This window comes from Caulobacter sp. GW821-FHT10F06 (assembly GCF_058809215.1).
The window spans coordinates 157,177-171,429 of the sequence record NZ_JBXASK010000009.1 but is presented as its reverse complement, the minus strand read 5'-3'; the positions used below and the strand labels follow the sequence as shown (position 1 = coordinate 171,429).

The window sequence follows — 14,253 nt, the reverse complement described above, 5'->3', positions numbered from 1 at the left end:
GGCGACGTGACGGAGGGGGCGTCGGGCAGGAGACGTCGTAGCGCCCCCTCCGTCACGTCGCGTATCCGCAACGCGCCACCTCCCCCGCTTTGCGGGTGAGGAGAAAAGAACAACACCCTCACGAAGTGGCCGCGAAGGTGCGCACGAAGGCCTTCACCGTCTCGCCGCTGGCGGGCAGGCGCTCGAAGCGCTCGGCCTTTTGCGAGAGGTCCGGCGTGGCGCGCGGCGTGGCGGGCGTCAGGCCGCAGGCGGCCGCCACGGCTTCGGGGAACTTGGCCGGGTGGGCGGTGGACAAGACCACAACCGGCGTCGTCGGGTCGGCCAGCTGCACGCGGGTCGCCGCGGCCAGGCCGACGGCGGTGTGCGGGTCGATGACCTCGCCGGTCTCGTTCAGCGTCGACAGCATGGTCTTGGCGGTGTCGGCCTCGCTGACCGCCGCGCCGCGGAACAGCTCGCGCATCATGGCGAAGGCGCTGGGCGGGATGTCGATCAGGCCGGTGTCGTTGAAACCTCGGAACGCCCGGCCCGTCTCGACGCCGTCGCGGCGCACGGCCTCGAAATAGAGGCGCTCGAAGTTCGACGCGACCTGGATGTCCATGGCCGGGCTCTGGGTGGCGGCCACCGAGCCCTTGGCGTAGCGGCCTTCCTCGAAGGTGCGGGCCAGGATGTCGTTGGAGTTGGTGGCGCAGGTGATCTGGGCGATTGGCAGGCCGAGCTTGGTCGCCACGAAGGCGGCGTAGGCGTCGCCGAAATTGCCGGTCGGGACCACGAAGGCCACGGACCGCTCGGGCGCACCCAGGGCCACGGCGGCGGTGAAGTAATAGACGCTCTGAGCCGCGATCCGCGCCCAGTTGATCGAGTTGACGCCCGACAGGTCGACCGAATGGCGGAACTGGTCGTCCTGGAAGGCCTGCTTGACGATGGCCTGGCAGTCGTCGAACGAGCCCAGGATCGAGACGCAGGCGACATTGGCGTCGGCCGCCGTGGTCATGAACCGGCGCTGGACCTCGCTGATCCGGCCCTCGGGGAAGAGGGCCACGATGCGGGCGTTCTTGCGGCCCCGGAACGCCTCGACGGCCGCGCCGCCGGTGTCGCCCGAGGTGGCGCAGATGATGGTCATCTTCCGCGACTGGCGTTCCAGCACGTAGTCGTACAGCCGCCCCAGCAGCTGCATGGCGACGTCCTTGAACGCCAGGGTCGGGCCGTGGAACAGCTCCAGCAGGAAGCGGTTGGCGGCCAGCTGCTTCAAGGGGACGACGGCGGTGTGGGCGAAGGTGGCGTAGGCCTCCTCGCACATCTGGGCCAGGTCCTCGCGCGGGATGTCGTCGCCGACGAACTTGCCGACCACCTCGGTCGCCACCTGGGCGTAGGTCTTGCCGGCGAAGGCGGCGATCTCGGCTTTGGTGAAGCTGGGCCACTCGGACGGCACATAGAGACCGCCGTCGGGGGCGAGGCCCGCCAGCACGGCGTCGAGGAATCCGATCGGGGCGGCCTCGCCGCGGGTCGAAACGTAACGCATCAGGGTCTCAGTCTCCGCCAGAGCATGGCGGCATAGATAAAGAGCAGGGTTACGGCAAGACCGAACCACGTAAGCGCGTATTCCAGGTGCCGATTGGAAATTTCTGCCGGAAGCGGCGCGGGCGTGACGCCGGCGACCGCCGGGCTCTCGCCTTCGACCATCAGGGCCAGCGGCGCGGGGTTGCGACCGGCGATGCCCGCCACCGCCTTGGCCCGGTCGCCGCCCATCTGCTTGAGTGGGATCAGGACGCCGGTGACATGGCCGGGCTCGGGGAAGGCGCGGGTCGGCGGCTCGACCTTGCCGGTCAGGTCCGGCACCACGCCGCGGTCGACCAGAATCAGGTTGTAGGGGCCGCTGCTCAACCCGCACAGCGCCTGAGCGCGCCAGACCACGTCGCCGTCGCGGATGCCGTAGGCCAGGGACAGGGGCGGCAGGCCGACCGGCTGGCAGTCGACGCTGACCCGGGTCCAGGCGGCCTGCTCGGGCGGGGTCGAGGCGGTCAGCACCGAGGCCAGCGGCACGGGCGGCGCGGTCTTCAGCGTCTCGATCCGCGCCAGCAGGTCTTCCTTCCAGTGCAGGCGCTGCATCTGCCAGGCGCCCAGGAAGCACAGGATGGCGAAGGCGATGGCCGTGGCGATCGTCAGGCCGAAGGGGAAGCCGGCCTTCTTGCGGGGAGCGGTCTCAGACATCGTGGCGGTTGGCCTCGGAGGCCTTGTTGGCGTAGGCGGCGGCGACCATCAGGCCCTTGGCGGGACGCATCAGGCCAAGACTCAGGATCAGGGTGACGGGCAGCCAGACCACCAGCAGCGCCCAGATCGGCCAGTTCCAGGCGAACATCGAGAACAGCGCCCCGAAGGCCCCCACGCAGCCGGCGATCAGGATGATGAAGGTCGAGGCCCCGTCGCCGGTCTCGTAGCGGCCCAGGTCGAAGCCGCAGGCCTCGCAGGTGGGCGCGACCTTCAGGAATCCCTCGAACAGAAACCCCTCGCCGCAGTTGGGGCAGCGGCCGGATGCACCGGCCATGTAGGGGTTCACGTGAGCCATGGGACCACACTCTTAGCAGCTTGGGCCGCCTCGGGCCGAAATCCTCGTCCTTCGACAGGCTCAGGATGAGGATTTCTACTGAGGCCGCCTTCGACCTCATCCTGAGCTTGTCGAAGGACGAGGTCGACGCACCGCAGAAATGAAAAAGGCCCGGAACGCTGGTCTAGCGTTCCGGGCCCCCTCGGAAGATCTGATCTAGTGCGCCGAAGCGCCGAAGATCACGTAGATGAAGGCGAACAGGAACAGCCAGACCACGTCCACGAAGTGCCAGTACCAGGCGGCCGCCTCGAAGCCGAAGTGCTGCTTGGGCGTGAAGGCGCCGTTCAGCAGGCGGATCAGGCAGACGATCAGGAACAGGGTCCCGACGAACACGTGGAAGCCGTGGAAGCCGGTGGCCAGGAAGAAGGTCGAACCGTAGAGGCCCGAGTTCACGGCCGCTTCCGAGTAGAACAGCTGCTCGTGGTTGATGTGGCTGTACTCATAGACCTGGATGCAGGTGAAGAGCGCGCCCAGGGCGATGGTCAGGATCAGGCCCCACTTGGCGCCCTTGCGGTCGCCGACTTGCAGAGCGTGGTGGGCCCAGGTGACCGTGGTGCCCGACAGCAGCAGGGTCAGGGTGTTGACCAGCGGCAGGTGCCAGGGCGAGACGGTCTCGACGCCGGCGGGCGGCCAGGCGGCCCAGGCGGTGCGGACTTCCTCGATCGCCGACAGGGTGCGGTGATGATGGAACAGCGCCATCTCGAAGAAGATCCAGAACCAGGCGACGAAGAACATCACTTCCGAAGCGATGAACAGGATCATGCCGTAGCGCAGGCCGATCGAGACGACCGGGGTGTGGTCGCCGGCCTTGGCTTCCTTGGCCACGTCCGACCACCAGCCGAACATCGTGTAGAGGATGCCCGCGAAGCCGGCGGCGAAGATCGCCCAGTTGCCCTTTTCGATGCCGAACACGCCGCCCTTGATCCAGCCGATCAGGCCGATGGCCATGACGGTGGCGGCGGCCGAACCCACGAAGGGCCACGGGCTGGGCGGCAGGATGTGATAGTCGTGTTTGACGGCGCCGTGGGCCATGGTGGTGCTAACCCTTATATCCCTCTAGGCGCATCGACCGGGTCCCCCCGCCGAAACGCTCCGTGTTGAACGCTATAGCGCCCTCTGCGGCGTGCCGCCAAGGGGTTGAACGATGCGAGGCGTCGTCGGCGCCTCTTGTTTTTTGCCTTCCACGCCATCGACGGCCGGGAAGAAGGTGTAGGAGAGGGTGATCTCGTCCTTCCCCTTGGTCTCGATGTCGTCGACATATTGCGGGTCGACGAAATAGACGACCGGAAACTCGACCGTCTGACCCGGCTGGATCGTCTGGTTGCTGAAGCAGAAGCATTCCAGCTTCTGGAAGTATGGACCTGCCTGTTCGGGCACCACGTTGTAGATCGCCCGGCCGGTCATGGCCTTGTCGCTCTTGTTGGTGACCTTGAAGAAGGCCAGCCCCGTGTCGCCGATGCGGACCTGCTGGCTGGTCTGTTCCGTCGAGAACTCCCAGGGCAGGTTGCGGATGTTGGCGTCGAAGCGGATCGTGACCTTGCGGTCGAGGATCTTGGTCGGCTTCAGCTCCGCCTTGCGCACCGTGCCGTCGAAGCCGGTCATCTGGCAGAACAGGCGATACAGCGGCACCGAGGCGTAGGCCGCTCCGACCATGCCGAAGAAGGCCAGCACGCAGATCAGCGCGACGCGCGTGTTGCGCTTGGAGGCCTGGGTCGGGGCGGGCTTAGAAGGCACGGTGAGCCACGCTGCCGCCGAGCCTCACCACCGTGACCACGAAGATCAGGATGACGAAGGCCACCAGGCCCAGGCCCAGGGCGATGTTGCGGCCCTTGCGGGCGCGGGCGGCCTCGTCGTTCTCGACTAGCTTGGTCACGACAGCAGCTCCAGGGCTTTGACGCCCGTGACCGCCTCGCCCAGCAGGGCGGCGAACAGGGCGAACAGATAGAGGATCGAGAAGGCGAAGAGATTGCGGGCGGCCTTCGAACCGGCCTGCTTTTCGTCCTCGCTGACTTCATAGAGGTCGCGGTCGGCGAGGCGCGGATCGGCGGCGTCGCCGGCCTTGCTGAGGAACACCCGGACGGCCAGGGTGATGAACACCGCCCCGCCCAGGCCCGCCACGGCCAGATAGATCGGGCCGCCCAGGCCGGTGAGGACCGGCGACAGGCAGACGGGGATCAGGATCAGGCTGTAGATCAGGATCTGCAGGCGGGTGTGCTTGGCGCCCTTGACCACCGGCAGCATCGGCACGCCGGCCTTGGCGTAGTCGGTGCTGATATAGAGCGACAGCGCCCAGAAGTGCGGCGGGGTCCACAGGAAGATGATGGCCACCATCAGCCAGGCGTTCAGCGGGGCCGACCCGGTGGCGGCGGCCCAACCGATCGCGGGCGGCAGGGCGCCGGCCAGACCGCCGATGACGATGTTCTGGCTGGTCCAGCGCTTGAGCCACATGGTGTAGACGACGGCGTAGAAGACGATGGTGAAGGCCAACAGGCCGGCGGCCAGCCAGTTGACGGCCACGCCCAGCATCATCACCGACAGCAGGGACAGCACCACGCCCAAGGCGGCGGCGTCATCGCCGCGCACCTTGCCCGACGGCACAGGACGGCCGCGCGTGCGGCGCATCAGGCCGTCGATGTCGCTGTCGAACCACATGTTCAGCGCGCCCGAGGCGCCGGCCCCGATGGCGATGCACAGCACCGCCACGGCGGCCAGGATCGGGTTGATCGGCGCGCGCGCGGCCAGCAGGCCCGTCAGGCCGGTGAACACCACCAGCGACATGACGCGAGGCTTCAGCAGCTGGAAGAAATCCTGCCAGCGGGCGGCGGCGGGCGCCGTCGTCTCGGGCTGGTCGGTTTCCGGGGTCAGGGCGGCGGTCTTCGACATCGAGCGTCTTTATAGCGGTCTTCAATGGGCGAAGGGCGCGGCCCGGACCCTTAAGTGGTCCTGACCGCGCCCCGGCTAGGCTTAGATTGGCAGCGAGGCCTTAGTGGTGATCGTCTTCCTTGATCACCGGCGGCTCGCTGAACTGGTGGAACGGCGGCGGCGAGGACAGGGTCCATTCCAGGGTGGTGGCGCCTTCGCCCCACGGATTGGCCTCGGCCTTGCGGCGGCGGATGGCGGCTTCCAGCAGCAGGATCAGGAAGACGCCGACGCCGACGACGGTGACCATGTAGCCGACCGACGAGACGTAGTTCCACTTCGCGAAGGCTTCCGGATAGTCGACATAGCGACGCGGCATGCCTTGCAGGCCCAGGAAGTGCTGCGGGAAGAAGATCAGGTTCACGCCGATGAACATGATCCAGAACTGCAGGCAGCCCAGGAACTCGTTGTACTTCACGCCCCACATCTTCTCGAACCAGTAGAAGAAGCCGGCGAAGATGGCGAACACGGCGCCCAGCGACAGCACGTAGTGGAAGTGGGCGACGACGTAATAGGTGTCGTGCAGGCTGTAGTCGATGCCGGCGTTCGACAGGACGACGCCGGTGACGCCGCCGACCGTGAACAGGAAGATGAAGCCGATCGCCCACAGCATGGGCGTCTTGAAGCTGATCGAACCGCCCCACATCGTGGCGATCCACGAGAAGATCTTCACGCCCGTCGGGACGGCGATGATCATCGTCGCGGCCACGAAATAGGCGCGCAGGTTGATGCTCATGCCGACGGTGTACATGTGGTGCGCCCACACGACGAAGCCGACGAAGCCGATGGCGACCATGGCGTAGGCCATCGCCAGGTAGCCGAAGACCGGCTTCTTGGAGAAGGTCGAGACGATGTGGCTGATGATGCCGAACCCGGGCAGGATCAGGATGTACACTTCCGGGTGACCGAAGAACCAGAACAGGTGCTGGAACATGACGGGGTCGCCGCCGGCGGCCGGGTCGAAGAAGTGGGTGCCGAAGTTACGGTCGGTCAGCAGCATGGTGATGGCGCCGGCCAAAACGGGCAGCGACAGCAGCAGCAGGAAGGCGGTGATCAGCACCGACCAGGCGAACAGCGGCATGCGGTGCAGGGTCATGCCCGGCGCGCGCATGTTGAAGATCGTGGTGATGAAGTTGATCGCGCCCAGGATCGAGCTCGCGCCGGCCAGGTGGAGCGACAGGATCGCCAGGTCCATGGCCGGACCCTTGTGACCGATGGTCGAGAGCGGCGGATAGATCGTCCAGCCGCCGCCGAAGCCGTGGCCCGGACCGCCGTCGACGAACATCGAGGTGCAGAGCAGGACCCAGGCGGCGACCAGCAGCCAGAACGAGATGTTGTTCATCCGCGGGAAGGCCATGTCCGGCGCGCCGATCATGATCGGGACGAACCAGTTGCCGAAGCCGCCGATCATGGCGGGCATGACCATGAAGAAGATCATGATCAGGGCGTGGGCGGTGACGACGGCGTTGTAGCCGTGCTTGCCCTTGAACAGACCCAGTTGCGCCAGCACGCCGGTGTCGGAGAACACCTGGATGCCCGGCTCCATCAGCTCCCAGCGGATCAGGCCCGACAGGGCGCCGCCCACCAGACCCGCCATGATGGCGAAGATGATGTAGAGCGTGCCGATGTCCTTGTGGTTCGTCGAGAAGAACCAGCGGGCGAAGAAGGGCGGCTTGTCGTCGGCGCCGTGCGCGTCGTCGTGGTGGGTGTCAGCGGCGTGAGCCATCGGACTAATCCTGCAATCGTGTCTTAGACCGCCGGCGCGGCGGGAGCCGCGGCCGGAGCGGAAGCGGGAGCGGCGGCCGGGGTCGCAGCGGCGGGCGCGGCTTCAGCCGTGGCCGGAGCGGCGGCGGCGGCCGGCGGAGCGGTCTTGGACTTCACCCAGGCGTCGAAGTCCGCCTGCGAGACCACGTGGATCTCGATGGGCATGTTCGAGTGGTCGACGCCGCAGAGTTCCGAGCACTGGCCGTAATAGACGCCGAGCTTCTCGGCCTTGAACCAGGTTTCGTTCAGGCGGCCGGGGATGGCGTCGGTCTTCAGACCGAAGGCCGGCAGGGCGAAGGCGTGGATGACGTCGGCGCCGGTGACCTGGACGCGGATGACCTGGTTGATCGGCACGACCATCGGCTTGTCGGCGGCCAGCAGGTACGGGACCTTCTTGGCTTCGGCCTGTTCCTTGGTCAGGGGCAGCGAGGTGATTTCGCTGATCTTCTGGTCGGGATACTCGTAGCCCCAGTACCACTGGTAGCCGGTGGCCTTCACCGTCAGGTACGGCTTGGGCATGTCGTTGTAGGCGAACAGCAGCCGGAACGAGAAGATCGCGATCACCATCAGGATGATCACCGGAACGACCGTCCAGATGATCTCGATGGTGGTGTTGTGGCTGAACTTGGCCGGGATCGGGTTCGACTTCGCATTGTAGCGAATGACGATCCAGGCCAGCAGGCCGGCCACGAACAGCACGATGACCGTGATGATCGGCATCAGGATCGCGTTGTGGAACCAGATCGCGTCGTGCTTGAGCACCGAAGCGGCCGGCTGAAGGTCGATCGCCCCCGGCGTCGGCTGGCCCAGCAGATCCTCGGCGAGGGCCTGCCCCGCGAAAGCCATCGTGGCGGCGAGAGCGCTAGCGCCCGTCAAAACCCGCCGAATCCCCTGAAATTGCGCCTTCATATCCCTCACGGCCCGTTTCGGCGGCGATTTGCCGTGGATCGCTTGATCTTGATCCAACGCCACGCCGCGCCGACATGCACAATACGGCCATGACGCGGAGCCGCGCGATCGATCGCAAGAACGAGTCGACGCCAAGCCCGCCCCTTTGGCCGGTCTGCTGGCTGCATACGCGCATCATCTTCCGTTGCCAAGCACCAGAGACCACAGCGAAAGCACGGGATTGATCCCCTGGCCTTGGCTAGTTGCGAGCCACTTTCAACAAGACCGAATCCCGCCTCCGGAACATTACGTATCCTTCATAGACAGGTACCTTGCACTACTCAGTACCTGTCGGTAGAAGAGTGCAGCAACCGAGGCGAGGACCCAGTGCCGGAAGCCATTGAAATCCAACTGAAGAAGGGCGTGCTGGCGCTCTGCGTGCTGGCCCTGCTCTCACGCGGGGACAGCTACGCCTACGAGATCGCAAGCCAGCTGACGAAGGACATCGATATGGGGGAGGGAACGATCTATCCGCTCATGCGCCGCATGCAGTCGGACGGCCTGGTGGAGACCTATCTGGTCGAATCCCAGAGCGGTCCGCCGCGCAAATATTACCGCCTGACCCAGGCTGGCCGCGCCAGCTTCGCGCAGCAGAAGGCCGAATGGGCCGCCTTCACCTCGGCCGTCGAGGGCATTCTGGGAGCCGCCGCATGACCCGCAACGAATTCATGTCGCGCCTCCGGCGTGGGCTTTCGGGCCTGCCGGCCGCCACGGTCGCCGAGATCGTGGCCGACCACGAGGCCCACTTCGCCGACGCCCTGGAGGCCGGCCGCACCGAAGCCGAGGTCGCCTCGGCCCTGGGCGATCCCGATCGCCTGGCCCGCGAACTGCGCGCCGACGCCGGCCTCAAGCGCTGGGAGGAGACCAAGAGCCCCTCGAACGCCGGCGCCGCCATCGTGGCGCTGATCGGCCTGGGGGCGATCGACATCATGTTCCTGCTGCCCCTGCTGATGGGCGTGCTGGGCGCGCTGTTCGGCGTGCTGGTGGCCGTGGTCACCCTGTTCGTCAGCGGCGGTTTCGTCTTCGCCATGGGGCCGCTGACCGCGCCTCCCGGCGGACCGCTGACCGCGTTCCTGGCCGGCGTGGGCCTGATGGCCGGCGCCACCTTCCTGGGCGCGCTGCTGACCCTGTGCACGGTCGGCCTGTTCAACGCGGTCGTCTGGTACGCCCGTCTCCACTTCCGGCTGCTCAAGCCGGCCATCGATCAGCAAGCCTGAGGGGGCCAACATGATCCGCAATCTGCTTATCATCGGCGGCGCCAGCTTCGTGCTGATGCTCGGCTGCGCCGCCGGCGTGGCCGCCCTGGCCGGCCCCACCATCATGAAGGAGGGCTGGACCATTCCCTTCGACCAGGACAGCAACACCACGCTGTCGATCGGGCCCCGTCATCATTCCGGCCTCAAGGGCGGGCGGGCTTTGCCGATCGTCTCGCGTGAACTGGCCTGGAGCGGGGAAGCCCTGACGCTCGACCTGCCCATCGACGTCACCTACGTCCAGGGTCCGGTGGCGAAGGTCGAGGTCAGCGGCCCCAAGCCCTGGGTCGATCGCCTGATGCTGGAGAACGGCCGCCTCAGCTTCGCGGCGCATACCGGGCAGAATGACGACGTCCACGATGACAGTCTCACAATCGACGGCCACGGCATCCGCGTCCAAAGCAACAGCGACCGGATGAAGGTGGTCATCACCGCCCCCAATGTCAGCAGCTTCAAGCTGGACGGTTCGGGTGACCTGGACATCCAGAACTACGACCAAACCGCCATGACCCTGGCGATCAACGGCAGCGGCGACATCAATGCTTCGGGAAAGACCAAGATCCTGATGTTGGCGACATCCGGGTCCGGCGACGCCGAACTAGACGACCTGCAGGCGCTCAACGCCGAGGTTGCGATCGCCGGCAGCGGCAACGCCGGCGTCAACGCGACCAACCAGGTCAAGATCGCCATCTCGGGCAGCGGGGACGTCAGCCTGCAAAGCCAGCCGGCCAGCGAAACCAGCAATATCAGCGGCTCCGGCTCTGTGCGGCATAACTACTGAGACCCCGACTGAGACAAAGGGGCGGGGTGACGGAACGGCTTCGAACGCTTACCTGTAAGCACATGAACGCTCCGATCTCCGCCCCCTCCCTGCTGGACGCCGCCGGCGTCGATCCCGAACGCGCCCGCAAGATCCTGGGCGAGGCCCTGGCCGGCGCCGATGACGGCGAGCTCTTCCTGGAGCGCTCCGAGAGCGAGGCCTTCGTCTTCGATGACGGCCGGCTGAAGACCGCTTCCTATGATTCGGGCGAGGGCTTCGGCCTTCGCGTCGTCGCTGGCGAGACCGCCGGCTACGCTCACGCCGCCGAGATTTCCGAGGCCGCCATCGGCCGGGCCGCCGCCTCGGCCAGCCTCGCCAAGCGCGGTCACGCCGGCGTTTCGGCCGAGGGGCCCCGCGCCACGAACGAGCGGCTCTATGGCGAGGACGACCCGATCTCGTCGCCCGCCTTCTCCGACAAGGTCAGCCTGCTGCAAGAGATCGACGCCTTCGCCCGGGCCCGCGATCCGCGCGTGGTGCAGGTGATGGCCTCGATGTCGGGCGAGCGGCGGATCGTCGAGATTTTGCGCGCCGACGGCAAGCTGGTGCGCGACGTGCGCCCGCTGGTGCGGGTCAACGTCCAGGTCACGGTCGAAAAGGACGGCAAGCGCGAGAGCGGCTCGTCCGGCGCCGGCGGCCGCGCCGGCTTCTCGGCCTGGATCAGCCCGGACAAGTGGCAGGGCCAGGTCGACGAGGCCCTGCGCATGGCGCTGGTCAATCTCGACGCCGTCCCCTGCCCCGCCGGCGAGATGGACGTGGTGCTGGGCTCGGGCTGGAACGGCGTGCTGCTGCACGAGGCCGTCGGCCACGGCTTGGAAGGCGACTTCAACCGCAAGGGCATCTCGGCCTTCTCCGGCCGCATCGGCGAGCGGGTGGCGGCCAAGGGCGTCACCGTGTTCGACGACGGCTCGCTGGCCGGCCGCCGCGGCTCGCTGACCATCGACGACGAAGGCACTCCCACAGAGCGCACCATCCTGATCGAGGACGGCATTCTCGTGGGCTACATGCACGACCGCATGAGCGCCCGCCTGATGGGCATGAAGGCCACCGGCAACGGTCGCCGTCAGTCCTACGCCCACATGCCGATGCCGCGCATGACCAACACCGGCATGCTGGCCGGCAACGACGATCCCGCCGAGATGATCGCCTCTATGAAGCGCGGCCTCTACTGCGCCAATTTCGGCGGCGGCCAGGTGGACATCACCAACGGCAAGTTCGTCTTCCAGTGCACCGAGGCCTATCTGGTCGAGGACGGCAAGATCACCGCCCCGGTCAAGGGCGCGACCCTGATCGGCGACGGCCCCAGCGCCCTGACCCGCGTGACCATGATCGGCAACGACTTCGACTTCGATCCCGGCATCGGCGTCTGCGGCAAGTCGGGCCAGGGCGTGCCGGTCGGCGTGGGCCAGCCGTCGCTGAAGATCACCGGCCTGACGGTGGGCGGCACGGCGGTCTAGGACGCCAGATCGGAACTCTGACGGCGCTGGTCGTGCGTGGACGTCCGGCTCAGAAACGCCCCCTCCGTCACGATGCGTATCCGCATCGCGCCACCTCCCCCGTTGCACGGGGCAGGAGAAGAACAGCTGAACCCTCCTGCCCCGTAGCGAAGCGTGCGGGGGAGGTGGCGCGGCGCCGATAGGCGACGTGACGGAGGGGGCGTCCGGTGGCGGCCGTCCAGTCACGACGCCGGCAGCAGGGACCAGCGCCTACCACCCCCAATTCTTTCAGCGATGTAATCTACATTTCACGCTTGTAACTTTTCCTGGACGCCTCGGGCGTTCACCGTCTTGCGACTTCAGCGGGGGAACGCGGCGTGTTCGAACTCTATCTGGCGGCCCAGGCCGCGGCGACTACGGCCCAGACCGCCGAGACCCAGGGCGTCATCGTCTATGAGCGCGCCTTCTTCGACGCCTATCAGCCCAACAGCGCCTTCGACCTGATCGCGCGGCTGCCCGGCTTCGCCTTCGACGGCGGGGCCAATGTCCGCGGCTTCGACGGCGCGGCGGGCAATGTGCTGATCGACGGCCAGCGCCCCTCGTCCAAGAGCGACCGCCTGCAGGATGTGCTCAACCGCCTCCCCGCCTCGCAGGTGGCCCGGGTCGAGCTGATCCGCGGCGGCGCGCCCGGCGTCGACATGCAGGGCAAGACCATGATCGCCAACGTGGTCCTGAAGACCGGGACCAGCGTCAAGGGCCTGGCCGCCGTCTCCAACAAGGCCGTCTATGACGGCCGCAACCGGCCGGCCGCGCGGCTGGAAGGCTCGCGGCGGGCGAACGGCACGACCCTGGAAGGCAGCTTCGTCTTCGGCGGCTTCGTCGACGACGGGGCCGGCGACGGGGTCCGCGTGCGCCGCGACGCCTCGGGCGCGCCGATCCGCGTGGGCGAGGTCAAATCCGATGGCGACGGCTGGCAGACCCAGGCCAGCGGCTCGTACGAAACCCCGCTGGCCGGCGGCAAGCTGAGGATCAACGGCCGCTACAACAACGAGCGCTTCAAGTTCCAGCAGATCGACCAGGCCAGCGCCGGGACCACCGCCGAAAAGAACTTCGACGACGAGTACGAGCGCGAGCTTGGCCTGCGCTACACCCGCGACCTGGGCCCGAGAAATTCGTTGGAGACCGTCTTCCTGCACCAGGAGGACGACGAGCAGTTCGACTCCAACTATCGCGACGGCGGCTTCGTCGCCGATTTCGGCCAGCACAGCCTGACCAAGGAGGATATCGTCCGGGGCGTGTGGAAGTACCGTCCGACCTCCACCCTGTCGTTCGAGGGCGGGGCTGAGACGGCGATCAACACGCTGGAGGGGCAGACCGCCTATGCCGAGAACGGCGTCGCCATCGCCCTGCCCTCGGCCAAGGTCGACGTCGAGGAAAAGCGCGCCCAGGCCTTCGTCACCGGAACGTGGCGCGCCTCGCCCAAGCTGACCGCCGAGGCCGGCATCCGGCTGGAGAAGTCGAAGATCACCTCCACCGGCGACGTGAAGCTGGAAAAGGACCTGACCTTCGCCAAGCCGCGCCTGTCGGTGACCTGGACCCCGATCGCCCAGACCCAGGTGCGCGCCAGCATCGAGCGTAAGGTCAGCCAGCTGGACTTCGGCGATTTCGTCGCCGATTCGGCGCTGAACACCGGCCAGGTGCGAGCCGGCAATCCGGATCTCGATCCCGAGCAGTCGTGGAACGGCGAGCTGACGCTGGAACGGCGGTTTTGGAAGGACGGGGTCGCCACCCTGACCGTCCGCCACGCCGAGCTGACCGACGTCATCGACCGCGCCCCGGTGTTTACGCCGGGCGGCGGCGTCTTCGATTCGCCGGCTAATATCGGCAGCGGCACGGACGATTCGATCGGCGTGACTCTCAATCTGCCGCTGGAGAAGCTGGGCGTGACGGGCGGCCTGCTGAAGGGCGAGAGCACCTGGACCCGCTCGAAGGTCACCGACCCGACCACCGGCGAACGCCGCCGCAAGTCGGGTCAGCACCCGGTCGACTGGGAGTTGGCCTTCAGCCAGGACCTGCCCGCCAAGGGCGTGAAGTGGGGCGTCGAGGCCTATGGAGCCTGGCGCGAGACCTATTACCGGTTCTCGGAGATCGAGACCTACAAGCTGCGCACCTTCGTGATCGCCTATGTCGACTACAAGCCGCGCCCCGACATCACCCTGCGGCTCGAGGTCGACAACCTGACGGCCCGCAACTTCGAGCGCATCAACACCAGCTATGCCGGCCCGCGCCCGGGCTCGCCGCTCGACTATGTCGACACCCAGGACCTGGAGTTCGGGCGCATCCTGTTCCTGCGGGTGAGGAAGACGTTCGGATAAATGCAGTTGTCATCCCGGAAGCCTCGAAGAGGCTATCCGGGACCACGTCAGGCGCTGAGGTTGCGGTGGTCCCGGCTCTCCGCTTCGCTGCGGCCGGGATGACAGGACGTTAGAAAAAAGGCCCCGGATCGCTCCGGGG

General features: G+C 67.0%; 14 protein-coding genes and 1 pseudogene. 6 read left to right on the top strand and 9 right to left on the bottom strand.

The window, feature by feature from the left end; all coding sequences use genetic code 11:
• Positions 1–118: 118 nt before the first annotated feature.
• Genes thrC through AC1RUS_RS19675 form a run of 3 tightly spaced genes read right to left on the bottom strand, consistent with a single transcriptional unit; the run spans position 119 to position 2,563 of the window.
• On the bottom strand, positions 119–1,519 hold the full coding sequence (thrC, locus tag AC1RUS_RS19685) for a threonine synthase (RefSeq protein ID WP_492918277.1): 1,401 nt from the start codon (positions 1,517–1,519) through the stop codon (positions 119–121).
• Entirely contained in the window at positions 1,519–2,208 is a 690-nt protein-coding gene (locus AC1RUS_RS19680; protein ID WP_492918276.1) for an SURF1 family protein, read from the bottom strand. The genes thrC and AC1RUS_RS19680 overlap by 1 nt, the downstream gene beginning before the upstream one ends.
• On the bottom strand, positions 2,201–2,563 hold the full coding sequence (locus AC1RUS_RS19675) for a DUF983 domain-containing protein (RefSeq protein WP_492918275.1): 363 nt from the start codon (positions 2,561–2,563) through the stop codon (positions 2,201–2,203). The genes AC1RUS_RS19680 and AC1RUS_RS19675 overlap by 8 nt, the downstream gene beginning before the upstream one ends.
• 40 nt (positions 2,564–2,603) lie before the next feature.
• Here AC1RUS_RS19675 and AC1RUS_RS19670 point away from each other — a divergent pair.
• Positions 2,604–2,690 (top strand): annotated as a pseudogene (locus tag AC1RUS_RS19670) (hypothetical protein); the annotation flags it as partial.
• A gap of 68 nt (positions 2,691–2,758) precedes the next feature.
• Here the strand turns inward: AC1RUS_RS19670 and AC1RUS_RS19665 are convergent.
• The 6 genes from AC1RUS_RS19665 to coxB form a co-directional block, all read right to left on the bottom strand.
• Positions 2,759–3,634: a cytochrome c oxidase subunit 3 gene (locus AC1RUS_RS19665; RefSeq protein ID WP_492918274.1), complete on the bottom strand. Its 876-nt coding sequence runs from the start codon at positions 3,632–3,634 to the stop codon at positions 2,759–2,761.
• 72 nt (positions 3,635–3,706) lie between these two features.
• Positions 3,707–4,336, bottom strand: a complete 630-nt coding sequence (locus AC1RUS_RS19660) for a cytochrome c oxidase assembly protein (RefSeq protein WP_492918273.1) — start codon at positions 4,334–4,336, stop codon at positions 3,707–3,709.
• Positions 4,326–4,475 carry a cytochrome c oxidase system small membrane protein gene (locus tag AC1RUS_RS19655; protein WP_492918272.1) on the bottom strand — a complete coding sequence of 50 codons (150 nt, stop codon included), beginning with the start codon at positions 4,473–4,475 and terminating at the stop codon, positions 4,326–4,328. Before AC1RUS_RS19655 ends, AC1RUS_RS19660 begins: the two co-directional genes overlap by 11 nt.
• On the bottom strand, positions 4,472–5,485 hold the full coding sequence (gene cyoE / locus AC1RUS_RS19650) for a heme o synthase (RefSeq protein WP_492918271.1): 1,014 nt from the start codon (positions 5,483–5,485) through the stop codon (positions 4,472–4,474). Before cyoE ends, AC1RUS_RS19655 begins: the two co-directional genes overlap by 4 nt.
• A gap of 100 nt (positions 5,486–5,585) precedes the next feature.
• Positions 5,586–7,247 carry a cytochrome c oxidase subunit I gene (gene ctaD, locus AC1RUS_RS19645; RefSeq protein ID WP_492918270.1) on the bottom strand — a complete coding sequence of 554 codons (1,662 nt, stop codon included), beginning with the start codon at positions 7,245–7,247 and terminating at the stop codon, positions 5,586–5,588.
• A 23-nt stretch (positions 7,248–7,270) separates the two neighbouring features.
• On the bottom strand, positions 7,271–8,194 hold the full coding sequence (gene coxB, locus AC1RUS_RS19640) for a cytochrome c oxidase subunit II (RefSeq protein WP_492918269.1): 924 nt from the start codon (positions 8,192–8,194) through the stop codon (positions 7,271–7,273).
• A gap of 366 nt (positions 8,195–8,560) precedes the next feature.
• On the opposite strand from coxB, the gene AC1RUS_RS19635 reads away from it, so the two are divergent.
• The 5 genes from AC1RUS_RS19635 to AC1RUS_RS19615 all read left to right on the top strand — a co-directional run bounded on the left by AC1RUS_RS19635 (position 8,561) and on the right by AC1RUS_RS19615 (position 14,114).
• Entirely contained in the window at positions 8,561–8,887 is a 327-nt protein-coding gene (locus AC1RUS_RS19635) for a PadR family transcriptional regulator (protein ID WP_492918268.1), read from the top strand.
• Positions 8,884–9,450, top strand: coding sequence for a DUF1700 domain-containing protein (locus AC1RUS_RS19630; RefSeq protein WP_492918267.1), 567 nt, complete (start codon positions 8,884–8,886; stop codon positions 9,448–9,450). The genes AC1RUS_RS19635 and AC1RUS_RS19630 overlap by 4 nt, the downstream gene beginning before the upstream one ends.
• Before the next feature lie 10 nt (positions 9,451–9,460).
• Entirely contained in the window at positions 9,461–10,267 is an 807-nt protein-coding gene (locus tag AC1RUS_RS19625; protein WP_492918266.1) for a GIN domain-containing protein, read from the top strand.
• Between the two features lie 62 nt (positions 10,268–10,329).
• Positions 10,330–11,760, top strand: coding sequence for a metalloprotease TldD (gene tldD / locus AC1RUS_RS19620; RefSeq protein ID WP_492918265.1), 1,431 nt, complete (start codon positions 10,330–10,332; stop codon positions 11,758–11,760).
• Positions 11,761–12,116: 356 nt separating this feature from the next.
• Positions 12,117–14,114, top strand: coding sequence for a TonB-dependent receptor plug domain-containing protein (locus tag AC1RUS_RS19615; RefSeq protein WP_492918264.1), 1,998 nt, complete (start codon positions 12,117–12,119; stop codon positions 14,112–14,114).
• The last annotated feature ends 139 nt before the right edge of the window (positions 14,115–14,253 follow it).

Excerpts from the sequence above, each read along its gene's own strand:
- thrC (WP_492918277.1), bottom strand. The coding sequence starts at position 1,519 with ATGCGTTACGTTTCGACCCGCGGCGAGGCCGCCCCGATCGGATTCCTC.
- AC1RUS_RS19680 (WP_492918276.1), bottom strand. The coding sequence starts at position 2,208 with ATGTCTGAGACCGCTCCCCGCAAGAAGGCCGGCTTCCCCTTCGGCCTG.
- AC1RUS_RS19675 (WP_492918275.1), bottom strand. The coding sequence starts at position 2,563 with ATGGCTCACGTGAACCCCTACATGGCCGGTGCATCCGGCCGCTGCCCC.
- AC1RUS_RS19665 (WP_492918274.1), bottom strand. The coding sequence starts at position 3,634 with ATGGCCCACGGCGCCGTCAAACACGACTATCACATCCTGCCGCCCAGC.
- cyoE (WP_492918271.1), bottom strand. The coding sequence starts at position 5,485 with ATGTCGAAGACCGCCGCCCTGACCCCGGAAACCGACCAGCCCGAGACG.
- ctaD (WP_492918270.1), bottom strand. The coding sequence starts at position 7,247 with ATGGCTCACGCCGCTGACACCCACCACGACGACGCGCACGGCGCCGAC.
- coxB (WP_492918269.1), bottom strand. The coding sequence starts at position 8,194 with ATGAAGGCGCAATTTCAGGGGATTCGGCGGGTTTTGACGGGCGCTAGC.
- AC1RUS_RS19630 (WP_492918267.1), top strand. The coding sequence starts at position 8,884 with ATGACCCGCAACGAATTCATGTCGCGCCTCCGGCGTGGGCTTTCGGGC.
- AC1RUS_RS19625 (WP_492918266.1), top strand. The coding sequence starts at position 9,461 with ATGATCCGCAATCTGCTTATCATCGGCGGCGCCAGCTTCGTGCTGATG.
- tldD (WP_492918265.1), top strand. The coding sequence starts at position 10,330 with ATGAACGCTCCGATCTCCGCCCCCTCCCTGCTGGACGCCGCCGGCGTC.